This is a genomic window from Geotalea uraniireducens Rf4 (genome assembly GCF_000016745.1).
Lineage (GTDB): Bacteria > Desulfobacterota > Desulfuromonadia > Geobacterales > Geobacteraceae > Geotalea > Geotalea uraniireducens.
The window spans coordinates 225,005-245,643 of the sequence record NC_009483.1 but is presented as its reverse complement, the minus strand read 5'-3'; the positions used below and the strand labels follow the sequence as shown (position 1 = coordinate 245,643).

Sequence of the window (20,639 nt, the reverse complement as noted above, 5' to 3'; positions counted from 1 at the left end):
TTACGGCTCTTGCTCGTTCTCATCGACCACCACATGGGGAAAACCTTCGTGATGGACCGCCCGGCTTACCCGCACCATCCGTTCGCAGGCGTTGCAGTAAAGCCCTTCCTTGGTCTGCTCGACATTTTCGCTGCCGCACTTCGTGCACGCGTTTTTTTCCGGAGATGTGACCATCGTCTGCCTCCCTCGATAAGATTAATTTTGTCACACCTAAGTATACCGCTAATCTCCACGGGCAACAGGGGAGATCGATTTTTTGCGCGTCCTCACCCGTGCGGCCGCAGATAGGCGCGTATCCCCTCTTCGAACCGTTGCGGCTCGAAGTTGAAGGTTTCACGCCAGGCGCCGTCGCAGATATTTTCCTCTACGAGCATTAAAATCTGGTCCATGGTGATGGGAAAAAACGAGAACCCTTGCAGAAGCGGGACCACGAGCTTCATGATGCCGAGCGGGTTGGGGATTTTAGCCACGTGCGACTTGCCGAGCACACGACCGATGGTGTCGAGCATTTCATTGTAGGTAAGCCGGTCGATGCCGCAGATTTCATAGGTTTTGCCGACCGTCTCCGGCATTTCCAGAGACATGGCAAAGCAACGCGCCACATCGTCTGCCGCTATCGGCTGGAGCCGGTATTTGCCGTCGCCGATGACCGGCACTGCCGGATAGCCCTTGATGTATCCGGCAAGTTTATTGATGAAATCGTCCTTCGGCCCAAAAATAATGGACGGACGGAAAATGGTGTAATCCAGGCCGGAGGCGCGGACATATTCCTCTGCGAGAAACTTGGACCTATGATACGCGGAGGTGGCGTTCGGCCTGGTCCCCAGGGCCGACATGTGAAGGTAACGCTTTATTCCCGCCCCTTTTGCCGCATCGACCATGTTTCGGGTGGCCTGCACAAGAAGTTTCTCGAAGGTTATGCCCTGCGCCGGAAACTCGCGGATTATCCCCACCAGGTTGATTGCGGCTTCGCACCCCGCGAGCTGCCCGGCAAAGGTGTCAGGGCGGGTCACGTCCCCTTCCACCACCTCAATCCCATCTTCGAAACCATCCCCCCTCTTGTGGGCAAGGAGCCTGATCCGGTGCCCTTTCTCCAGCAAGGCCCTCCTAAGATGGCCGCCGACAAAGCCAGTGCCGCCGCTGAGAAATATGTTCATCCTCGTCCTCCTTGAGAACCGCCTGACTTCTCCGTAGAAAAATTGTACCGCACAAGCCGGGTATTGCCAGTATTCCCCTTGCGGTTAAATCGGGTAGGAGGCGGGATTGCTCCCGCCGTCCTCCCACACCACCGTGCGTACGGTTCCGTACACGGCGGTTCATGAAGTACGTTGAAGTCGGTGAAGCTGGTCTATGAGTGATACCAGCCCCAGTTTGTCGAAGTAGAATTTCGGAACAGCTTTGTTCATATGCGCGGCCCCTGCATTCCACCAGGGGCCGCGGCCGTTTGTGGCCGACCGCCATGCAGTTGCCTCCGATAATCCCCGCCGCATCAGTTTCTTTGCTCGCGTCTTGGGGCGCTTCCACTGCTTCCAGAGAATGCGACGCAGTTTACGTCTCAGCCATCCGTCCAGTTCCTCGAAGATGCCTTTTACTTCCGCGTACCGAAAGTAGTTTAACCAACCCCTAAGTTTCGGGGTTGTCTCTTCAACGGTGGTTTGGATGTTCTGACCCCTTCCCCGCCTAAAGATCGTCTTGAGGTTGGCCTTGAGCCTGGCAGCCGCTTTCTTGGCCACGGTAAGCCGCGGTTTGCGGTGCCGGGTCATGCTGTAACTCAGAAACGACCTTTTCCACGGACGGTCAACCGCGCTTTTGCCCTGGTTGACCGTGAGCTTGAGCCGCTCGGACAGGTAGCCGGTAATTGAGGCCATGACACGCTCGCCGCTTCTCCTCGTTGCAACATAGATATTTGCGTCGTCGGCATAGCGGCAGAACTTATGGCCCCTTCTTTCCAGTTTCTTGTCCAGTTCGTCGAGGAGGATGTTGGACAGCAGCGGCGAGAGAGGCCCGCCTTGCGGCGTGCCTTCCAACCGGGGTGACGTCACTCCTCCTTCAAGTATCCCTGCCTTAAGGTAGCTGTCGATAAGGGACAGCACCAGACGGTCTCCAACCTTGCGTTTCACCAGCGACATAAGGGTGTCGTGGTGGACTCGGTCGAAAAATTTCTCAAGGTCAATGTCAACCACCCACCTAAGGCCGCTCTCTACATACTTCCGAGCTGCCTTGATCGCTTGATGGGCGCTCCGTCCAGGGCGAAACCCGTGGGAACTTATGGAGAAACCAGGGTCGAACAGCGGGCTCAAAACTTGATGCACCGCCTGCTGAATGAGTCGGTCAAGGACGGTGGGAATTCCCAGCATCCGTGTGCCGCCTCCCGGTTTGGGAATTTCTACTTTCCGCACCGGTTGCGGGTGATACGTTCCCGTCAGCAGTTCTTCTCTGATGCGCGGCCATTCCTCCTGTAGGTAGCCCTTCAGGGCCGTTACCGGCATGTTATCGACGCCGGGCGCTCCCTTGTTGCGCATTACCCGTGAGTATGCCGCCATCATGTTGCCGCGACTGACGATCTTCTCCATCAGTCCCGTTGCCGCTTCCGGCCAGTGAGCTGCTTTCCTTCCCGTGACGTTTGCCGCACCTCTCCCTTTCTCTCGCGGTTTCCAACCGCTACCCTCCGGGCTGGCGCCGGGTATCCCAACCCGGCCTTCTGCTGCTCCTGTCGTCATCGAAACTCAAGGCTCCTGTCCGCTTACTTCAAGTTCGGCCCTTTGTCGGTCGGTTATTCCGACTCGTATGGCCTCTGCTGACTTCTGCCAACCCATCCCGGCACCTCTCGATGCCGGTAGCACAAGGCAGGTTGACAGACCTCCCAGGGTAATGCGCGTGACCTTCATCCCATATACCCGCCGCATCTACTTCCACATCTTTCTGGATGGTTATCGGGCTTTGAATCTGTTTGCCTTCTCGCCCAGATGTGGCTGCCTCATATGCGATTCCTGTTCGTCGGGCCAGGACTTTGCCTACAGCTTCCTTCAGATTCCGGGTCGCCCCGGACACCCTTGCTGTTCAGCTATCGGTTCCCACCATCAGGGTCCGAAGAGGACTTTCACCTCCAAGTCACCAATCAGGCACCATACCCAATTGGATGGCGCTTACGCGCCACGCGCCATGCCTGGCGCACAAACAAAAAAGCCCGCTTTCGCGGGCTTTTTTCATAGGCATCGTCGCGGGTCATTTCCCGCAGCATTTCTTGTATTTCAAACCGCTGCCGCATGTGCAGGGGTCGTTGCGGCCGACCTTGACGCTTGTAGCGGGCTTCCGGGGAACGGCCGAACCGTCGGTAAAGAACCATTTGCCGTCGTCTTTCTTAAACTCCGCCAACTCGTGATGGGCCTTTTTCACCCCCTTTTCCCGGAAACGGGCGATGAATTCGACCCGGCCTTCGCCATCGTCCGTCCCCCCCTTGCCGGTGGTGACAATTTCCAGTCCTTCCCAGACGGAGTTCTCTGCCCACTGCCTCGTCCCTTCATGGTCGAAGCCCTGGCGATGGGCCGGGTGGGTGGTTTCAAACAGGTAATCGATTTCCACCTTTACATACGCCGTGTAACGGGAACGCATCAACTCTTCTGCGGTCTGCGCCTGGCGCGCGCCTTTGATCAGCGGTTCGCAGCATTTCCCGTAGTCAATGCCTGACCCGCAAGGGCATAAGTTCACGATAAACTCCTTGTTTTCATGATGTGATTGCAGCTCATTTTTTCACGTAGGGAGCGAGGTCAGGGTGCTCGCGGACGAAATCCGCCACGAACCCGAACCGCTCGGCATCGACTTCACCCAGCTTGTTCGCCGCAGTAACATAGCCATTGTACAAGGCTTCGTACTGACCCTGCTCCGGTTGCCGCCCTACCCGCAGAGGGAGGATATTGTCCCGTGAGTATTCGAGCAACGCTTTATAGGCAGCAAGATAAAGCCGCAGGGACTCTTCATACTGCCTGGAGGTCTTGTCGTCCAGCTCTGCCAGGGGGAGGAAACTATCCAGCCCCTCAGCTTCCAGCTTCATCCTGTTTGCGGTTATGTAGCCGGAAAGCGCCGTGAGGTCCTCTCCCGCCTTGCGCTGCAACTGCCGGCTTTGCTCCACAAGGGAAAGCGCCTTGTTTATCTGCACGACGCTGGAAATTTCCTGGCCGGTGTTGAGGCTGTCCAGAGATGACTGCAAGGCGGCAAAGGATTCCATGCGCCGTGCGCTTCGCTCCTTGATTTCATTGGCATAGAGGTTTCTGCCCAGATTATCCAGGCTTTTGATGCTTGCGGCAGAAAGCGGCGCAGCCGTAAGCAGGATCAGTAAAACAGCAAGGCAACAACCGACAAGGTTCGTATATTGCATCATCGTCGGCTTTGTGTCGGCATTTCCCGTATGCATGATTCCTCTCCTTTGCGCAGAAAGGGCAGGCCGTACGCACCGGCCTGCCCCCTTCCATTCTGCCGGGCTTCGGCCTATGCGCCGATCTTCAGCACGATCTTGCCGAAATGCTTGTCCTCTTCCATCATCCTGTGGGCATCGACAACCTGGTCGAGGGGGAAGACCTTCTCGATGATCGGCACGATGGTCCGGTCGGCGAACTTGGGAAGCGCCCGTTTGGTGAACTCGGCGACGATCTCCCCTTTTTCGCTCACCGGCCGGGAACGGAGCACCGAGCCGATGATCTGCTGCCGCTTCACCATCATGAGGGCGAGATTGAGCTCTGCCTTGATGCCGCTCGTGACGCCGATGACGACCAGCTTCCCTTTGTAGGCGAGGGAGTTCATGTTCGGGGCCAGGTACTTCGCCCCGATATGATCGAGGATCAGGTCGACCCCCTTCTTGTTGGTGTATTCCTTGACGATCTCACTGAAATCGGGCGTTTCCCGGAAGTTGACGACCAGGTCGGCCCCCACTTCCTTGACCCGCTCCATTTTCTCCGGCGAGGCGGTGACGATCAGTTTCGAATTGGGAGCAAGCGCCCGGCAGAGCTGAATGCCGGCGGTGTTGACCCCTCCGCCGCCGCCGTGGAGAATGGCGGTCTGGCCATCCTTGAACTCGCCAAGGATGAAGATATTGAGAAACGCCGTGATATAGGATTCGCAGACGCAGGCGGCCTCCTCGAAGCTCATGGTGTCGGGGATGGGCATCAGGTGGTCGGCATAGGCGACCGCATATTCCGCGTACCCCCCACCGCCGACCAGGGAGAGGACCCGGTCGCCGACCCGCCAGCCGGAGACGTTGGAGCCGAGTTGCTCGATCACCCCGGCAACTTCCAGGCCGAGAATCTCCGAATCACCCGGCGGCGGCGGATATTTCCCCTCCCGCTGCACCAGATCAGGACGATTGACGGATGTCGCCATCACCTTGACCAGAACCTCATTTTCCTTCGGCGACGGTTTTTCCGCCTCACCGACCTTCAGCACCTCCACACCGCCAAATCCTTCAAGCAATACAGCTTTCATGACAATCTCCCCCTTTGATGTGATATTTAAAATTAATCGCCAAGTTCTTCGTTGGCCCTCTTCCGCACGAAAAAAGCCGCAAGATCTGTTTAACCGATCCGGCGGCTTCTATACAATCAGGCATTATTCCCCGGCATTCCCAAATGCATTAATTCTTCACCCTGAAATTGCGACAAAAAGTAGTCATTAATACCATCGTATACAAAATCGTGTCAACAGTTAAAGCCGATTGGTACGCAGGCCCGCTCCGTATACAATTGTTTCTTGTGATTATCGCGCTGTTATGTTAAAAACTTCCATTATTCTTCAAAGACAGGGAGGCAAAAAGACAATGAGAGAGCAGGGTCAGGTCTGTTATACTTTTGAGGCCGCTGTTGAGATGGCTGTATCAATGGAGGAAGAGGGGTTCAGGCATTATCTTACGGCAATCCGCAAGGTAACGAACAAGGGCGCCAGGGAAATCCTCAAGGACGCCGCACTGGACGAACTGGAGCACAAGCACCAGCTGGAAAAGGCCCTGATTGAGGGAAGCATGGCGGGAGTAGAGGAAATGAACCGGCCGGTCAAGACCATGAACCTTAACTACGTGCTCGCCAAGAAAGAGCTCAGCCCCAATTCCGACGCCCGGGAAGCCCTCGCCTATGCCATTCACCTGGAAACAGGTTCCATAGATTTCTACAAGCGGATGTCGGAAGGTTGCGCAGGAGCGCCGATGGCAGGAGTTTTTGAACGGTTGCTGGCCGATGAGACCCGCCACCTGCAATCCCTTGAAGACCTTTACGAAGAGCACTTCCTTACGGAAAACTGATCGCAACGGCACTGATGACGACGCACAAGTAAAAAGGGACAGGCCTTCAAGCCCGTCCCTTTTTACTTGTGCGTTGCCGGCACCAGACCATCAGCCGATCTCGACGAGACGGAGGTCGAAGTTCAGATTCTGCCCTGCCAGGGGATGGTTGGCGTCAATTGATATATGGGTGTCGGTCACCTCTGTTATCACCACCGGGAAGATGTTGCCGTCCTCCTGGGTAACTTCCAGCTGCTGACCGACTTCCGGCGCCATGCCTGCCGGCAGTTCGGTGCGCGGAACCTGGGCGACCATTTCCTCGATACGCTCGCCATAGGCTTGATCCACCGGGATATGTACCGATTTCGTCTCATCGATATTCATACCGAAGACCGCTTCTTCGAAGCCGGGAATGACCTGCCCCTCACCGATGGTGAATTCCAGGGGGCCGGATGAGCAGTCGCAATCACTGTCGCTGCACTCGGACGAGTCGAACACTGAACCGTCGTCCAGTCTTCCCGTATAGTGAACCTTTACCTTATCCCCCTTCTTTGCCTGTGCCATTGTCTCCGCCTTTCGTGTAGTGGTTAAAAAACTGGCGAGACAATAGCAGATTGGAGGGGAATTTACCATCTTAACTTTCACCCATAAAACCAGAATTTGCGGAATTTATTCCTTCAACTGGAAAGCGACCTTGAGCACCACCTGGTACTCGGTGACCATGCCGTCGTCCCCCACATGGCCGCGGATGTCACCCACTTCAAACCAGGAAAGCTTATCGAGGGTCTTGTGGGCTTTGCTAACTGCCGTCTGGATGGCCGCCTCGATGCCTTTTTTCGAGACGCCGATCACTTCCACTTTTTTGTAGGTTCTATCCTCACCGTACATAGCAGCCTCCCTTTGGATATGGTTATGAGGTTATGATTTAATCATAGCACTCCGCCCGCGGCTGTAAAGGGGCGGGGAATAGCCGGCAAATACCGGCTTCACATACAAGATGAATAATGCTATTAAAAATGTTGATGTTTATCTGACAAAACGGAGCAGGCATGGAAACAAGGAACGGGGTCACCCTTTTTCAGGGGCTCGTGGTGAATATCGAACAGATGGACGTGAAGGTGGGGACAAAGGGGTGGCACACCTACCAGATCATACGCCATCCCGGCGGGGTAGGGGTTTTGCCGCTCCATGCCGACGGGACGGTCACCCTGATCCGGCAACTCAGGCCCGCGGCGGATGCCTTCATGCTGGAGCTGCCTGCCGGGCGGCTCGGCCACGGCGAAGATCCGGCGCAGTGCGGCCGGCGAGAGCTGGCAGAGGAAACAGGATTGATCGCCGAAAGCCTGGAACCCCTCGGCCACCTTCATACCTCTCCAGGAGTCTTCGATGAGGTCGTCCACCTCTATCTGGCCACGGGTCTGACCCAGGGGGAGGCCGACCCCGAGGTTTACGAAGATATCGAGACCATGCGCCTGCCGCTGGCAGAGGCGGTGCAGATGGCGGTAGACGGCGGAATCAGCGACGGCAAGACCATTACGGCCCTGTTCCGGGCGAGCAGGAGGGCACCATGATTCTCAAGGTTGTGGTGGGAGCCGATCATGCGGGAATGCGCCTCGACGATGGGGCTAAGGAGCTTTTTCCGCAGCTTTCCAAAACCCAGATCCGCCGCATCATCGACTGGGGCGGCTGCACCATCTGTGAAGCCCTGGTGCGGGTGGCCTCGCGCCCCCTCCGGGAAGGAGACCTGATCGCCTTGGGGGTAATGGAGCCGGAACGCTGCGTCGAAATATCCTACCGGAAGGAGGATCTGCTCTTCGAGGACGCAAACTATCTGGCCGTGAACAAGGCTGCGGGGATCAACAGCCAGCGCACCCCTTACCAGCTGAAGGGAACGGTGGAGTACGCGGTTGAAACCTATATGAAATCGCTCGGTTCGAAAGAGCCTGCCCGGGTGATCCACCGCCTCGACCGCGGCACATCGGGGGTGATGTTCTTCCCGAAGGACAAGCGCGCCGCAACCCACATCTCTTTCCTGCTGAAGGAGGGGAAGGTGGAAAAGGTCTACTGGGCCATGGTTGCCGGCGTGCCCGATGAAGAGCAGTGGACGGTGGATGCGCCGATAGCCAAGCTGAACAAGTTCAGGTACGGGGTGGCCCTCCCCGGCAGGGAGGCGCGCACGGCATTCCGGGTCATTGCTGTGGGCAAGGGCGCCACCCTCCTCGAAGCACTCCCTTTTACCGGCAGGACGCACCAGATCCGGGTCCATCTCGTGCACAGCAACCTTCCCATCATCGGCGATACTACCTACGGCGGCGACACCGCCGCACGCATGATGCTCCATTGCCGCTCCATGGCCTTCACCTCCAGGGACGGCAAACCGGTGCAGGCGATTGCGCCGCTTGATGAGGGGTTTCTCAAGGCCTGCCGGGACTTCGGCATAGAGACAGAGGGACTCTGACCTGAGCGGAGAATGCCCTTGCATTGCCGCCGCATCCCCAACGCTCAGGCGAGCGGCCACTTGCTCGTATGCGCGTCAAATTCCTTCTCGGTTCCTGTCCCCTCTCTGCTCCGCAACACCGCCCTGACCGGCGCGCCATCGCCATCCTTTATTTTCAGCGGCAGACAGATAAGTTCATAATTCCCCGGAGAAACGCCGTCCAGGTTCAACCCCTCCAGGATCACCGCGCCATTGCCCAGGAGGAGCCGATGCACGTCCCCGTTGCCGTCATGGCGCTCAACCGAGAGGTAATCAATGCCGACCAGCTTCACCCCCATCTCCACCAGATAGGCAGCGCCGTCTTCGGTCAGATGGGCATAGTCTTCCCAAAACCCCTGCCGGACCCACAAGGCGGAATTGTCCGTTTTGAGCAAAAGCCGCTCTTCCCCTTTCAGCGGCAACCGTTTTAACTGCTCCCGTCCTATCTCTCTCACCCCGTGAACCTCCGCCAGCAAGGCTCTTCCGACCAGAAGGGTCAGGGGCAGATGATCCACGGAAAGGCCATGGTCGCTGTAGTGGCGTGAAACGTCGATGTGGGTGCCGCTGTGGGTGGACATGGAAATGCATGAAACATTGGCTGCATCGCCCCGGGCGATCCTGGTCACCGGCTCGATCTTTACCGTCGGGTCCCCCGGATACGTCGGCATATCGGCAGATAACGGCATTGTTATGTCGTAGATCTTCATGGCCACCTCGAAACAACCGGAATGGAGATACATGATTATTATACACACCTGAACAGGATTTGCGAGAGGCGTCGGAAAACAGCTCACGCCCCCGCCTGCCGGGGATTCCCATTGACAAATCGACGCCCTTATTGCTTAATAGCTGTTCATATCAGCGTTGAATTGTTCCGTTCCATCACACCCTGCCTGTAACACGAGGTGACAATGCCTGAAAAGACCGCCGTACTCCTTCTCCAGATGGGTGGACCGGATTCCATTGAAGCCGTCGAGCCTTTTCTCCTCAATCTTTTCTCCGATCGGGAAATTATCAAGATCGGACCAGCCTTCCTGCAGCCGTTCATTGCCCGGCGCATCTGCCGCAAACGGGCGCCGAAGGTGGAAGGTTACTACTCGCAGATCGGCGGCAAATCGCCGATCCGAGAGCTGACCGAAGCACAGGCGCAGGCCCTGGAAGAAAAGCTCGGCGGAAATTTCCGTTGCTTCGTCGCCATGCGCTACTGGAAACCCACAACCATCGATGCCCTGGCGGCCATCAAGAGGGAAGGCATCTCCCGCGTCATCGCCCTCTCCCTCTACCCCCACTATTCACGGGCAACCACCGGCTCCAGCATCAACGAGCTGAAGCGGGTCCTGGGAGAGGCCGGAGCACGGTTCGAGGTCAGCTATGTGGACCGCTTCTACGATCACCCCCTCTATATCGCGGCCCTCGCGGCAAAAATCGAGGAAGGTTTGGCGCAGTTTTCCAACCGATCGGAAGTGGAGCTGGTCTTTTCCGCCCATTCCCTCCCCCAGTCTTTCATCGACGAAGGTGACCCCTATCTCTCCCATATTCTGGAAACGGTACGTCTCGTCATGGAGCGGCTGGGGAACGTGAACTATCACCTGGCGTTTCAATCGCGTGCCGGCCCGGTGAAGTGGCTGGAGCCCTCCACGGAGGAGATGATACAAAAGCTGGCAAAGGGGGGGTGCAAGGAGCTGCTCATGGTCCCCCTCTCCTTTGTCTCGGACCACATCGAGACCCTCTACGAGATCGACATCCAGTATGCGGAAGAGGCAAAAGGGCTCGGCATCGAGCATTTCCGCCGCTCGCCGTCGCTGAACACGTCCCCCCTGTTCATCGACTGCCTGGCGAACCTGGTGCACAAAACGGTGAGTAGTGAGTAGTGAGTAGTGAGTAGTGAAAAGTGAAGGATGAAGGATGAAGGATGAAGTATGAAAACCTGCACCATTTGTAAATGCGAATTTGACGAAAATGCGGAGGCAAGATCGGTCTTCGCCGAGGCCGGGGAATGGCTGGCCGCCGAGGTCTGGAACGACGCCGGCGAGCTCTGCCCCGAATGCCTGGAGAACAGGGCGAGGCTGGCGATGATGTACCTGCATGAACACAATACCTGAGGAGCAAGGAGCAAGGTTCGAGGAACGAGGTTCGAGGTTCGAGGTTCGAGGTTCGAGGTTCGAGGTTCGAGGTTCGAGGTTCGAGGTTCTAGGTTCTAGGTTCTAGGTTATGGTTTTCCTCGATCCTTTATCCTCGATCCTTTATCCTCGATCCTCGAACCTTTGTCTTCGCTCCTCGTTCCGAAAAAACTGGAGGATGGATGGAGAGAATAACTATAGACGATATCAACCTCACCTTGGCCAATCCGGTGAAGCTCTCACTGAAATGGGTCGGCCAGGGGGAGCTCTTGAAGCAGCTTCTCGCAGCCTGGATGGTCATCGACGAGCGGGACATCCCCTTCAACCCCCGCCTGATCGGCAAACCGGGGGTGGGGAAAACCACCCTCGCCTATGCCGCGGCCCGCACCCTCGGGCGCAAGGTCTATCTCTTCCAGGCCACCATGGACACCCGGCCGGAGGACCTGATCGTCACGCCGGTGATCGGCCCTGACGGCAAGATCCAGTACGCCGCCTCGTCCCTGGTTTCCGCCATGGTCAGCGGCGGGGTGCTGATCCTCGACGAGGGGAACCGGATGAGCGAAAAGGCGTGGGCTTCGCTGGCACCGCTTCTGGACGACCGGCGCTACGTTGAATCGATCATCACCGGCCTGCGCATCCCCGCCCATCCCGATTTCCGCATCGTCGTCACCATGAACGAGGACGCCTCCACCTTCGAGGTGCCCGAATACATCCACTCCCGTCTCCAGCCGCAGATCTACATCGACTTTCCCGAAGCGGACGAGGAGCTGCATATCCTCAAGGAGAACCTCCCCTTTGCCGGCAGCGCGATCCTCAAGTACGTGGTGGACTTTCTGCAGCGCGCCCATGCCGCCGATGAGCTCTATTCGGTGCGGGACGGCATAAACATAGCCCGCTACGCCCTGAAGATGATGGCCGCTACGGAGAAGGAGCCCAAGGAGCTCTTGCCGCTGGCGGTGGAGCGGATACTTGGCGAAGAAGCGCTGCGGTATTTGAAGTAGCACCACCCATCTCCGTAAACCAGCGATGTTCCGTTGACATGCGGGCTCGAACGAGCCAACCAGAGGGGTCAGCAGAGCTCAAGAATTAACATAAATAGGTTTTGAGGAACATCTTTGATTCAAGAAAATTGCTCCTTGACCAAAGGAAATGAATGTTGTACGTTTTTAACAAAACGTATTACTAGCGGAGCGGGTATGGACAACACAGCCAAGGTGTCAACCAAGGGGCAGGTGGTAATTCCGGCGGGACTGCGGAAACGCCATCATATGGAACCTGGTGCGCTTGTACAGATTTATGAGTATGGCGAGATGATCTGCATTGCGCCGGTGGTGAAGGACGCGGTGGAAGCCGCTTATGGGGCTTTGCCTCCCGGCCCATCGCTGGCGGATGAGCTGCTGAAGGAACGTGGGAAGGACTTCGCCGGTGAGTAAGCTCCTTTTTGACAGCTTTGCCCTGCTTCGCTTCTTTCAAAAGGAAACGGGCGGGGAAAAGGTGAGAGATCTGCTGAAAGAGGCCATTGCCCAGCAGACGCCATGCCTGATCAACGCCATCAACCTGGGTGAGATCATCTACATAACCCAGCGGCGACTGGGCGAACAGAAAAAGCTGGAGGTGTTCATTCACATTCAGCGGATAGGTTTTACGATTCTCCCATGTCCTAATGACCTCGTCTTCCGAGCCGCGGAACTGAAGGCCCGTTATCCCATATCCTATGCCGACGCCTTTGCCCTTGCCTCGGCCATGGAGCATTCAGCAGACCTTATTACGGGTGACCCGGAATTCAAGATGGTCGAGCATCTGGTAAATGTTATCTGGGTGTGATGTAGGACTGAGCCATAAAGGTAAGACCTATGGAAAAGGGTCATATGGAAAAGGGTCAAACCTACATAATTGACAATCAAAAGCGTAGGTCTGAACTTCTTATTCTTTTTCTTTCTAATACGGAGAAAAGCGACCATGACCTTTCTGAACGTCGTCCTCACAGCCCTGGCGCTATTCGCTGTCCTGATGCTCCTGTTCGGCCTGTTCGTCATGCGAAACATGTTCATCCCCACCAAGGGTAAACGGATTGAGGCCTACCCTCACCCCACTAAGGCGCTGCTGGTCATGGATATCCAGGAGAGCGGTGGCGGCAGCAACCGACAGTCCATTCCCCTTTCCACGTCCACACCCCTTGGAGCGATGATTGCTGCATCAAACAGGGTGATCGACTGGTTCGATCAAGCCGGGATGGAGGTGGCCTATATCCGGCAGGTCTTTGGGAATGACCTCATCACCAGGCTCCATGGAGGGCGCATACTCGCAGGGCGGCTTGAACCACGTATTGACCGCCGCATCATGATCATCAACAACAATGACTTCAAAAAGAACAGAACCGATGCCTTTTCAAACCCGAAGCTTGAACAGTTTCTTATTGCCCGTCAGGTGGATGAAGTTTTTCTGGTAGGTCTGGATGCCGCATTCTGTGTCTACTACACGGCGCTCGGGGCGCTTAATCGGGGGTACAAGGTCACGGTTATCCAGGATGCCGTCCTGACCGGACGAGACATGGCCAAGGTGCTGGAGCGGTACCGACAGAATGGCATCAGGATCATAAACAGTCGCGAATTGACCGAACTCCCTTCCTGAGCGGAAAAGGAGCGTGGATAAGGGTCGGGAGAATACGGTGAATTCATGAATGTAGAACAGAGGTTTCCCCATGCCCCATAGACTCCATCTCGAACAATTCGGTCCAGTCCATGCCATCCCCATCCTCCACTATCGGATGGAGTTTGCCCACCTGGTGCGGGAAGCAGTGGCGCGGCTCAAGCCCGACTGCATCTGCATCGAACTCCCACCTACCCTAAGATCCGCCTTTCTGCGCGGCATCGGCCGGCTGCCGGAAATATCCGTTCTCAGCTACGAGACAAAGCCGGGGAGCAAGACGGAGGCGGCGCAGAACATCTACCTCATCATCGAGCCGGCCGACCCGCTGGTGGAGGCAGCACGGCTGGCATTGGAGCAGGATATACCGCTTGAGCTGATCGACGTGGACCTGGACGACTATCCACTCCACGACGAAGCCCTCCCCGACTCCTACGCGGTGCAGCGCCTGGGCCTTAAGGCCTACTACGACGAGTTCGTCAGGGCTGCCCGCGCCACCCGACCCGGCAAAGCGGACCTGCACCGGGAAAAGGGGATGGCTTTCCATCTGCAAAACCTTTCCGCGAAACATGGACGGATCCTTTTCGTCTGCGGCATGTACCACCTGGAGCGGATAAAAACATTTTTCGTTCATCCCCAGGGAGAGCCCCTCGCCAAGGTAAGAAGGGAAAACGTCCGGCTCTTCAATCTCCATCCCGACTCCTGCCGGGAGATTCTGGCTGAATACCCGTTCCTTTCCGCTATTTTTGAGCTGCGCCGTGGCGAGCTGCCGCCGGAACCGGCAACAGATGGATTGTCTCTGAGGAAGCAGTTTAACGCCCTTGAGCTGATTCTCGGCGGGAAAAAGGACGTGCCGGAAGAAGAGGTATTGCGGCAATCCGTTATCAGAAGCACCCGCCACGTGGGGGGCGAAGGGGAGATGCCAGACCGCCAGCGTGTCGCCTATCGCCTCTTTCTGGAGACCGCCCGCCACTACCGGCAGGAGACCGGCGAACCGGTCCATATCTGGCAGAAACGGGCATTCTTCCGCTTTGCCCGCAATTACGCCCTCACATCCGGCATGCTCCTCCCCGACTTCTTCCAGATGCTCGCCGCTGCCCGCTCCTGCGTGGACGACAACTTCGCCTATGCCTTTTTCCGCCTCGCCTCCTTCACACCCTGGCAGAAGGTAGAGAGCGACATCCCCACCATCCTCCTGCACCCCGAGGATCTCTGGGCGGGAAGCCGCCGCATCCGTTTCCGCCCGAAGGAGCAGCGGCGAGGCAAGGGGCTCTCGCCGCTGGCCTTTCTCAGGAGAAAGAAGGAAAAACGTCCCGGCGAGTGGCTGGAAGGGTTCGACAACCAGTCCATCTGCTCCTACCCGCCGGAAGACCTGATCATCGAAGATTACGGCCGGTTCCTGAAACAAAAGGGGGCGAAGCAGCTCTCCGAAGAGCAGAGCCGGGTGGAGCCCTTCTCGGCCTCAATGCTCGATGGCATCGATATGCGCGAGACGCTCAGGAACATCCACGAGGGGAGGATCTATGTACGGGAAAATCAGCGGGTAAAGGGTGGGGTCGGTGGAATAGTAGTGATCTTCGACGAGGACCGGGGCAACGACAGGTATCCCTACCTCATGACCTGGCTCGGGGAACATGCACAGGAGTCGGACATGGCCTTCTACGCCACCCCGCCCGACGACAACATCGTCGGTCCCGGCATCTCCCGGTGCGAATACGGCGGCTTTCTGCTCTCCTACCCGCCGCGGCGGATGCTCGATGTCTGGAGCGATGGGGATTATTCGTTTGCTCGGGGGAAATCTGAAGTGCTGCTTCTGGCGGCGCTCGATTATTCGCCTGAAAATCATGTTGTCTATGTGGCTGCGAGGCCCCCCAGAAGCTATTTCAGACAGATCGCGGCCCGGCTCGGCAAAAAGATCGTCTACATTCCTTTAGGCTCTCTGTCACCGGTTAAGCTGAAAAAGCTGCGGGTGTTCCATATCCTCTACGGACACGACAAGCGGGAAATTGCCAAAGATTACGTCTGGTAGTTGATCCCCAGCTCTTGGAGCGTTTCGGCAAGTTCCTTCGGATCGAGCGGTTTGTTCAGGTAACCTTTCACCCGCAGAGTCCGGCAGCGGCTCATGTCGCGCTCATCCTTCGAAGAGGTGACGATGATGATCGGAATATCCTTGGTTCTCTCGTCTGCCCGGATCGCCAGCAGACATTGGAGCCCGTCTATTTTGGGAAGCTTCAGGTCGAGGAGAATGAACCGGGGCATGACATACTTTTCGGCGGCAGCCTCGTTCCGGGCCAGGAACAAGTAATCGAGGGCTTCCGCCCCATCCCGGCTCACCACAACATTATGGACATTGCATTTTTTTAATGCCCGTAAGGTCAGCAATTCGTCATCCGGGTTGTCTTCAACCACCATGATCGGTTGTTCGTTCACGAAATCCTCCGCCATATTTCATATCGCATTACAGGATGAAGTTTGGCCGCTGTCGCGGAAGGTTTATGGGCGATCGATTACAAATGGGAATCCTCGACGTAACAATTCTATAAATTTAGCATGTTTATTTGCGGTGTCAAATTAATTTGAGGTTAACTAATTAATATTAATCGAGTTGGCGAGGGGTTTTCTGTTCAAACCTTGAAGTCGGACATCTCGTTGCTGAGAACTTCGATTTGGCGGGAAAGACCGGCCATGGCGCCGTCCATCACCCGGGTGGACTCTACGTTGGTTTTGGTTGACTGCTGAATGTGTTCAATGGCCGCGACAATCTGTCGGCTGCTCTCTGTCTGTACCGTGCAGGCCTGCCTGATATTCATTATCATGGTGGTAATGTCCTCGGTGGAACGGACGATCAAATTACTTGAGCTGCTCTGCTCCAAGGTGGAGGACCTCACCTGGCTGGTCAGACCCTTCATCCTTTCCACTGCCGACATGATGAGTTCACTCCCGTGTCCCTGCTCCCGGGTGGCCTTGGCTATCTGCTTGACCATATCCGCAACGCGTTCCATGGCCCTGCTTATCTCCTGGCTCCCCTGGGCCTGCTCGACGGTAGTCCGGGCGATCTGACTTACCTGGTCGGTAGCCATCTGGACACCGGCAACTATCTTGTTCAACGCCTCTCCGGATCGTTGCGATAATTGTTCGCCTTCGACAATCCGCTGTTCCGACAGATTGATCGCTTTGACGGCCCGCTGGGTCTCTTCCTGCACACCCTTGATGATATCCGTTATCTCCCTGGTTGAATTGCCGGTCCGTCTTGCCAGTTCCTTAATTTCCTCAGCCACCACAGCAAAGCCCTTACCGTGCTCACCAGCCTGGGCGGCGATTATAGACGCATTCAGGGCGAGAAGGTTGGTCTGTTCGGCCAGTTCATCTATGACGAGAATGATTTTCCCGATGTTGCCGGCACGCAGGGAGAGGTTTTGTATCGCTTCAAAAGTAATGCGGGAAGAGCGGCGGATTTCACCGATACCGGATATGGTCGCCTCAACGGACACCCGTCCCGATTCCGCATCGTTGCGCACCTCTTCCGAGATAGTGGCCGTATTCAAGGCATTCCGCTCCACCTGCTTGATGGAACCGTCCATCTCCGCAACCAGCTTGGCCGTAGTGGTGGAATCGGCCATGAGATTGTTTACGCTGGCGCCGATCTGTTTTTCCGCCGCCGCCATTTCGCTGATGGAGGTACTGACCTCCTCAACCGCATTGGCCAGTGCTTCAACGTGCTTTATCACCTCTTCGATGCTGGCGGACATCTCCAGAATGGATGAAGAGTTTTCGGCTGAAGAGCGGGACAGGCTTTCCACTGCCCTGGCAACTCCGTTCACCGAGGCGTTTATCTCCTGTACGGCACCCGACGTCCCCTTTACCCCTTCGGACTGGATCTCCGCAACAGAAACCCCACGCTGGGATACCTCCTTGATATCACCGGAGATGCGCCGCAGCTCACGGATCGAAACATTGACCCTTTCGGCCATGCCCGCCAGCTTTTCCAGCATGCCGTTGAAGGTGCCGCCGAGCATGCCGAGTTCGTCAACGGAATCAACCTCCACCTTTGCCGTAAGGTCCCCCTCGGCCCCCCGGTTCATGGCAGCAGCCAGGATCTGCACACGCTGCACCATTTTCCTGGCGGTCAGCATCCAGAAGACTACCAGCGCTATCAGGGCATTCAGGGCAAAGGCGATAGCAGCAAGGTTGGCGTTGCTTTGCATGATGGAACTGGTCGTCGGATCTGCGTAAATGGTGCGCGCAAAATAAACACCGGTTACGGCGATGATGAATCCGCTGATGAGACAAAACCGGATGAAACGGGAACCGAGTTTCAGGTTTTTTGCCATGGAGTATTCCTGGTGCTTGGTTAATGATAACTGCCGTTAAGCATTATATACTAGATAACCTCTTTGCATAGCAAGTGAAAAGCCGTAACAGAATAACATGGTTCTATTTTTCCTCAACCTGCACGGAATGTCACTGCCTGGCTTAGCGCAGCTCACCCCTTGCGCAGCACCCGCTTATCCCCAACGCGGATGGTCACCTTTTCCTGGTCGAAATATTCCAGAAGCGGGATCATGAACTTGCGGGAAAGCGCGGTCAGCTCCCGGAACTCGGACGGAGTGATCTCTCCCTTGGCCTTGAGGTGGCCGATCAGTTTCTCCCGGATCTCCGACAGGGGCTGTGGCGCGTAAAACACATCCCCCTTGATCTTGGCCGCCCGCCCCTCGCGGAAGAGGAAGTTGAGGTGCTCCAGCGCCTGCTTCTCCGTGCATTTGAACCAGTCGCACAGCTCCTTGATGGTCGGCGGCTCCATCCCCCCTCGTTGCAGGGCCGCCTCGATTTTTGCCTGGACCCCCGCCTGACCGGCGGTCGCCTCACCCTTGCGCCCCGGCAGCTTTACGATGTCCCGATCGGAGACGGCCTTCCCCTCTTTTTCCAGGGCGGCCAGGAGCGGTCCGAAGAAGCGGGGATCGCTCCGCTTGGGGATACGCGACTTGAGCTCTTCCTTGCTGATGCCGTCTTTCATCGGGTTGTCGCGGAGAAAGCTTTGCAGCTCTTCCATCAGCTTTGCCTTAAGGGTATCGAACGCCACCTTGCCGATGAACATGCGCGGCTCGCGTACCACCTGGAGCACCTCCCCCGATGAAAGGAGTGCTGCCAGGACCGCATCGATCCTTTTCGCCGACATTCCGGTGCGGCTGACCATCTCGTCGAGGGAAAGGGCGGAAAGGAGGCTGGCGGCAACGAGGAGCCGGATCTTTTCCGTCTCGCTTCCCGCCTCGATTGCCTGGAGCAGCGCCAACGCGTCGGTCGAGCGCCTGCGCCGTCTGGGCGGGTCGGGATCGAGGACTGCTCCGCCGCCAAGGGTGGCCTGGGGCGAATAGGTGCGAAGCACGAACGGGTCGCCCGGGAGGAGCAGCACGGGCTTGGCCAGACGGAGCTGCGCATAGGCCGTCTCGCCAGGCTGAAGGGTGTTGCGGTCGAGGAGGATCACCTGCGCCGGCACCTCGTAGGTAGCGGAGTGGAGACGGAGTGTGGCACGGTGCTTCAGCTCCCGGGGCGCCGAGCTAAGGTAGTTGAGGCGCACATCCACGGCGCGGGTCGGACGATAAAGCCCCTTGGGAACCACAACGTCGCCCCGTTCCACCTCGGTATGCTCTACCCCCTGGAGGTTGACGGCCAGACGCTGGCCGGCCAGCCCCTTGTCGGTTTTTGCGCCGTGGGCCTGGATGCCCCGTACCCTGCATGAAAGTCCTGCCGGAAGGAGTTCCACCTCGTCGCCGACGTTGATCTCACCGGAGAGGAGGGTGCCGGTGACAACCGTGCCGAAGCCTGTGACGGTGAAGACCCGGTCCACCGGGAGCCGGAAGGGTCCGTCGTGCCGCTTCTCCTCCACTTCCGCTGCCAGCCGCGCCAGCTCTTGCTTCAACTCCACCAGTCCGGCACCGGTCCGCGACGACACCGGAATAATCGGCGCCTCCGCAAGAAAGCTGCCAGAGAGGTAATCTCGCACCTCTTCCCCAACCAGCCCAAGCCAGTCGCCGTCCACCAGATCGCTCTTGGTCAGCGCCACCAGTCCCTTCTTGACGCCCAAGAGCTGACAAATCTCCAGGTGCTCGCGGGTCTGGGGCATGACCCCCTCGTCAGCGGCAATGACCAGCATCACCAGGTCCATGCCGCCGACACCGGCCACCATGGCCCGAACAAAGCGCTCATGCCCCGGCACATCGACGATGCCGAACCGGATGCCACCAGGCAGTTCCAGATGGGCGAAGCCGAGCTCGATGGTGATGCCGCGCGCCTTCTCCTCCTTGAGCCGGTCGGTGTCGATGCCGGTGAGGGCCTTGACCAGCGATGTCTTGCCATGGTCGATATGTCCGGCGGTGCCGAGAATGAGATGCTTCATTACGTCGCTCCATGATGTGCGCGATTAGTAAAATAGCAAGGGAAACTGCCGCAGAAATAATGTGTCTGCCGACATATCGAAGCGCTACTCGATGAGGTCGCCAGGCGTTAATGGCAGCAGTAAATGCTGAACTTCAATAACTGCATATTTTCTGATGTGAGTACTTGAAAATCGAAAAGTAAAGGAGAGAGTAGGCAAGTCGGATGTTGGCAGATTATCAAAACAAAACAATTTGCCTTTCTTTTTTTGGATTTGACTTTTCACCGCCTCAAGAGCTGCCTGAACATCGTTGTCGAGCACATAGCCGACCATGACTCCGAACGGCATTCCTTGGGCGTACTGTGCCGAAACATAACGCATTAGGCCCTTATCGACATACTTATCCGCTAGTGATTCAAAGCCACTGTCAAAGTTGACATTCAATCGTTTGCATTCGTAGGCGATATAGTTTTCCTGTATAAGGTCAAAATATATGACAAAATCTATAAAACCTTTTGTTACTACATCTCCCGCTAGATCTTCATCCAATAGTTTGAGCTGAGGAACAACCAGCCAGTTCTTCCGAGATTGTGGATCACGTTGGAGAGATAAAACCAGTTGATCAGTAATGTGGTTTTCCAGCGCCATAGAGTCAAAGCGCTTGGCACAATCAGGCCAGACATCGATGATCGATTGCAGCACCTTATCATGAACCCCGATAACATGTTTCAGCCAGATTGAAGGGTCGCCGCAAGTCACCAG

Annotated in this window: 23 protein-coding genes; 10 read left to right on the top strand and 13 right to left on the bottom strand. The window is 56.8% G+C overall.

Annotated elements, in window-relative coordinates; all coding sequences use genetic code 11:
* The 6 genes from GURA_RS24030 to GURA_RS00905 all read right to left on the bottom strand — a co-directional run bounded on the left by GURA_RS24030 (nucleotide 1) and on the right by GURA_RS00905 (nucleotide 5,475).
* Nucleotides 1-174: a hypothetical protein gene (locus GURA_RS24030; protein ID WP_157046099.1), complete on the bottom strand. Its 174-nt coding sequence runs from the start codon at nucleotides 172-174 to the stop codon at nucleotides 1-3.
* Nucleotides 175-266: 92 nt separating this feature from the next.
* Nucleotides 267-1,157, bottom strand: coding sequence for an SDR family oxidoreductase (locus tag GURA_RS00925; RefSeq protein ID WP_011937129.1), 891 nt, complete (start codon nucleotides 1,155-1,157; stop codon nucleotides 267-269).
* A gap of 159 nt (nucleotides 1,158-1,316) precedes the next feature.
* On the bottom strand, nucleotides 1,317-2,720 hold the full coding sequence (ltrA, locus tag GURA_RS00920) for a group II intron reverse transcriptase/maturase (RefSeq protein WP_011937128.1): 1,404 nt from the start codon (nucleotides 2,718-2,720) through the stop codon (nucleotides 1,317-1,319).
* 505 nt (nucleotides 2,721-3,225) lie between these two features.
* The gene (locus GURA_RS00915; protein ID WP_041245203.1) at nucleotides 3,226-3,711 is read right to left on the bottom strand and encodes a YchJ family protein; all 486 of its coding nucleotides are present in this window, start codon (nucleotides 3,709-3,711) and stop codon (nucleotides 3,226-3,228) included.
* A gap of 31 nt (nucleotides 3,712-3,742) precedes the next feature.
* Complete coding sequence (locus GURA_RS00910; RefSeq protein WP_011937126.1) at nucleotides 3,743-4,411, bottom strand: hypothetical protein; 669 nt, start codon at nucleotides 4,409-4,411, stop codon at nucleotides 3,743-3,745.
* A gap of 74 nt (nucleotides 4,412-4,485) precedes the next feature.
* Nucleotides 4,486-5,475 carry an NAD(P)H-quinone oxidoreductase gene (locus tag GURA_RS00905; protein ID WP_011937125.1) on the bottom strand — a complete coding sequence of 330 codons (990 nt, stop codon included), beginning with the start codon at nucleotides 5,473-5,475 and terminating at the stop codon, nucleotides 4,486-4,488.
* A 331-nt stretch (nucleotides 5,476-5,806) separates the two neighbouring features.
* Here GURA_RS00905 and GURA_RS00900 point away from each other — a divergent pair, with 331 nt between their 5' ends.
* Nucleotides 5,807-6,283 carry a ferritin family protein gene (locus GURA_RS00900; RefSeq protein WP_011937124.1) on the top strand — a complete coding sequence of 159 codons (477 nt, stop codon included), beginning with the start codon at nucleotides 5,807-5,809 and terminating at the stop codon, nucleotides 6,281-6,283.
* A 90-nt stretch (nucleotides 6,284-6,373) separates the two neighbouring features.
* Here GURA_RS00900 and GURA_RS00895 read toward each other — a convergent pair whose 3' ends face one another.
* Together GURA_RS00895 and GURA_RS00890 are read right to left on the bottom strand one after the other, a co-directional pair.
* On the bottom strand, nucleotides 6,374-6,826 hold the full coding sequence (locus GURA_RS00895) for an FKBP-type peptidyl-prolyl cis-trans isomerase (protein ID WP_041245202.1): 453 nt from the start codon (nucleotides 6,824-6,826) through the stop codon (nucleotides 6,374-6,376).
* Between the two features lie 105 nt (nucleotides 6,827-6,931).
* Complete coding sequence (locus GURA_RS00890; RefSeq protein ID WP_011937122.1) at nucleotides 6,932-7,150, bottom strand: dodecin; 219 nt, start codon at nucleotides 7,148-7,150, stop codon at nucleotides 6,932-6,934.
* A 161-nt stretch (nucleotides 7,151-7,311) separates the two neighbouring features.
* Here GURA_RS00890 and GURA_RS00885 point away from each other — a divergent pair, with 161 nt between their 5' ends.
* Nucleotides 7,312-7,833: an NUDIX hydrolase gene (locus GURA_RS00885; protein WP_011937121.1), complete on the top strand. Its 522-nt coding sequence runs from the start codon at nucleotides 7,312-7,314 to the stop codon at nucleotides 7,831-7,833.
* A complete protein-coding gene (locus GURA_RS00880) occupies nucleotides 7,830-8,720 on the top strand; it encodes an RluA family pseudouridine synthase (RefSeq protein WP_011937120.1) in 891 nt (296 codons plus the stop codon). Before GURA_RS00885 ends, GURA_RS00880 begins: the two co-directional genes overlap by 4 nt.
* A gap of 44 nt (nucleotides 8,721-8,764) precedes the next feature.
* On the opposite strand, the gene GURA_RS00875 is transcribed toward GURA_RS00880, so the two are convergent.
* Nucleotides 8,765-9,478, bottom strand: coding sequence for a cyclase family protein (locus tag GURA_RS00875; RefSeq protein ID WP_011937119.1), 714 nt, complete (start codon nucleotides 9,476-9,478; stop codon nucleotides 8,765-8,767).
* Between the two features lie 171 nt (nucleotides 9,479-9,649).
* Here GURA_RS00875 and hemH point away from each other — a divergent pair, with 171 nt between their 5' ends.
* The 7 genes from hemH to GURA_RS00840 all read left to right on the top strand — a co-directional run bounded on the left by hemH (nucleotide 9,650) and on the right by GURA_RS00840 (nucleotide 15,533).
* Entirely contained in the window at nucleotides 9,650-10,609 is a 960-nt protein-coding gene (hemH, locus tag GURA_RS00870; RefSeq protein WP_011937118.1) for a ferrochelatase, read from the top strand.
* A 48-nt stretch (nucleotides 10,610-10,657) separates the two neighbouring features.
* Nucleotides 10,658-10,840, top strand: coding sequence for a hypothetical protein (locus GURA_RS00865; RefSeq protein ID WP_011937117.1), 183 nt, complete (start codon nucleotides 10,658-10,660; stop codon nucleotides 10,838-10,840).
* A 200-nt stretch (nucleotides 10,841-11,040) separates the two neighbouring features.
* Nucleotides 11,041-11,859, top strand: a complete 819-nt coding sequence (locus GURA_RS00860; RefSeq protein WP_011937116.1) for an AAA family ATPase — start codon at nucleotides 11,041-11,043, stop codon at nucleotides 11,857-11,859.
* A 195-nt stretch (nucleotides 11,860-12,054) separates the two neighbouring features.
* Nucleotides 12,055-12,291, top strand: a complete 237-nt coding sequence (locus GURA_RS00855; RefSeq protein ID WP_041245201.1) for an AbrB/MazE/SpoVT family DNA-binding domain-containing protein — start codon at nucleotides 12,055-12,057, stop codon at nucleotides 12,289-12,291.
* Nucleotides 12,284-12,682 carry a type II toxin-antitoxin system VapC family toxin gene (locus tag GURA_RS00850; RefSeq protein WP_011937114.1) on the top strand — a complete coding sequence of 133 codons (399 nt, stop codon included), beginning with the start codon at nucleotides 12,284-12,286 and terminating at the stop codon, nucleotides 12,680-12,682. Before GURA_RS00855 ends, GURA_RS00850 begins: the two co-directional genes overlap by 8 nt.
* A gap of 135 nt (nucleotides 12,683-12,817) precedes the next feature.
* The gene (locus tag GURA_RS00845) at nucleotides 12,818-13,489 is read left to right on the top strand and encodes a cysteine hydrolase family protein (RefSeq protein ID WP_011937113.1); all 672 of its coding nucleotides are present in this window, start codon (nucleotides 12,818-12,820) and stop codon (nucleotides 13,487-13,489) included.
* A gap of 70 nt (nucleotides 13,490-13,559) precedes the next feature.
* Nucleotides 13,560-15,533 carry a TraB/GumN family protein gene (locus GURA_RS00840; protein WP_011937112.1) on the top strand — a complete coding sequence of 658 codons (1,974 nt, stop codon included), beginning with the start codon at nucleotides 13,560-13,562 and terminating at the stop codon, nucleotides 15,531-15,533.
* Here GURA_RS00840 and GURA_RS00835 read toward each other — a convergent pair.
* From GURA_RS00835 to GURA_RS00820, 4 genes are all read right to left on the bottom strand, one after another.
* Nucleotides 15,521-15,934 (bottom strand): response regulator, encoded by a 414-nt coding sequence (locus GURA_RS00835; RefSeq protein WP_011937111.1) that lies wholly within the window; start codon nucleotides 15,932-15,934, stop codon nucleotides 15,521-15,523. The two genes, GURA_RS00840 and GURA_RS00835, sit on opposite strands and share 13 nt — an antisense overlap.
* A 194-nt stretch (nucleotides 15,935-16,128) precedes the next feature.
* Nucleotides 16,129-17,835, bottom strand: a complete 1,707-nt coding sequence (locus GURA_RS00830; protein WP_011937110.1) for a methyl-accepting chemotaxis protein — start codon at nucleotides 17,833-17,835, stop codon at nucleotides 16,129-16,131.
* 152 nt (nucleotides 17,836-17,987) lie between these two features.
* The gene (selB, locus tag GURA_RS00825; protein ID WP_011937109.1) at nucleotides 17,988-19,898 is read right to left on the bottom strand and encodes a selenocysteine-specific translation elongation factor; all 1,911 of its coding nucleotides are present in this window, start codon (nucleotides 19,896-19,898) and stop codon (nucleotides 17,988-17,990) included.
* Between the two features lie 84 nt (nucleotides 19,899-19,982).
* Nucleotides 19,983-20,636: a hypothetical protein gene (locus GURA_RS00820; protein ID WP_041245199.1), complete on the bottom strand. Its 654-nt coding sequence runs from the start codon at nucleotides 20,634-20,636 to the stop codon at nucleotides 19,983-19,985.
* Nucleotides 20,637-20,639: the final 3 nt, after the last annotated feature.

Coding starts and splice junctions, on each gene's coding strand:
- GURA_RS24030 (WP_157046099.1), bottom strand. CDS start 174: ATGGTCACATCTCCGGAAAAAAACGCGTGCACGAAGTGCGGCAGCGAA.
- GURA_RS00925 (WP_011937129.1), bottom strand. CDS start 1,157: ATGAACATATTTCTCAGCGGCGGCACTGGCTTTGTCGGCGGCCATCTT.
- ltrA (WP_011937128.1), bottom strand. CDS start 2,720: ATGACGACAGGAGCAGCAGAAGGCCGGGTTGGGATACCCGGCGCCAGC.
- GURA_RS00910 (WP_011937126.1), bottom strand. CDS start 4,411: ATGCATACGGGAAATGCCGACACAAAGCCGACGATGATGCAATATACG.
- GURA_RS00905 (WP_011937125.1), bottom strand. CDS start 5,475: ATGAAAGCTGTATTGCTTGAAGGATTTGGCGGTGTGGAGGTGCTGAAG.
- GURA_RS00900 (WP_011937124.1), top strand. CDS start 5,807: ATGAGAGAGCAGGGTCAGGTCTGTTATACTTTTGAGGCCGCTGTTGAG.
- GURA_RS00895 (WP_041245202.1), bottom strand. CDS start 6,826: ATGGCACAGGCAAAGAAGGGGGATAAGGTAAAGGTTCACTATACGGGA.
- GURA_RS00890 (WP_011937122.1), bottom strand. CDS start 7,150: ATGTACGGTGAGGATAGAACCTACAAAAAAGTGGAAGTGATCGGCGTC.
- GURA_RS00885 (WP_011937121.1), top strand. CDS start 7,312: ATGGAAACAAGGAACGGGGTCACCCTTTTTCAGGGGCTCGTGGTGAAT.
- GURA_RS00880 (WP_011937120.1), top strand. CDS start 7,830: ATGATTCTCAAGGTTGTGGTGGGAGCCGATCATGCGGGAATGCGCCTC.
- GURA_RS00875 (WP_011937119.1), bottom strand. CDS start 9,478: ATGTATCTCCATTCCGGTTGTTTCGAGGTGGCCATGAAGATCTACGAC.
- hemH (WP_011937118.1), top strand. CDS start 9,650: ATGCCTGAAAAGACCGCCGTACTCCTTCTCCAGATGGGTGGACCGGAT.
- GURA_RS00865 (WP_011937117.1), top strand. CDS start 10,658: ATGAAAACCTGCACCATTTGTAAATGCGAATTTGACGAAAATGCGGAG.
- GURA_RS00860 (WP_011937116.1), top strand. CDS start 11,041: ATGGAGAGAATAACTATAGACGATATCAACCTCACCTTGGCCAATCCG.
- GURA_RS00855 (WP_041245201.1), top strand. CDS start 12,055: ATGGACAACACAGCCAAGGTGTCAACCAAGGGGCAGGTGGTAATTCCG.
- GURA_RS00845 (WP_011937113.1), top strand. CDS start 12,818: ATGACCTTTCTGAACGTCGTCCTCACAGCCCTGGCGCTATTCGCTGTC.
- GURA_RS00840 (WP_011937112.1), top strand. CDS start 13,560: ATGCCCCATAGACTCCATCTCGAACAATTCGGTCCAGTCCATGCCATC.
- GURA_RS00830 (WP_011937110.1), bottom strand. CDS start 17,835: ATGGCAAAAAACCTGAAACTCGGTTCCCGTTTCATCCGGTTTTGTCTC.
- selB (WP_011937109.1), bottom strand. CDS start 19,898: ATGAAGCATCTCATTCTCGGCACCGCCGGACATATCGACCATGGCAAG.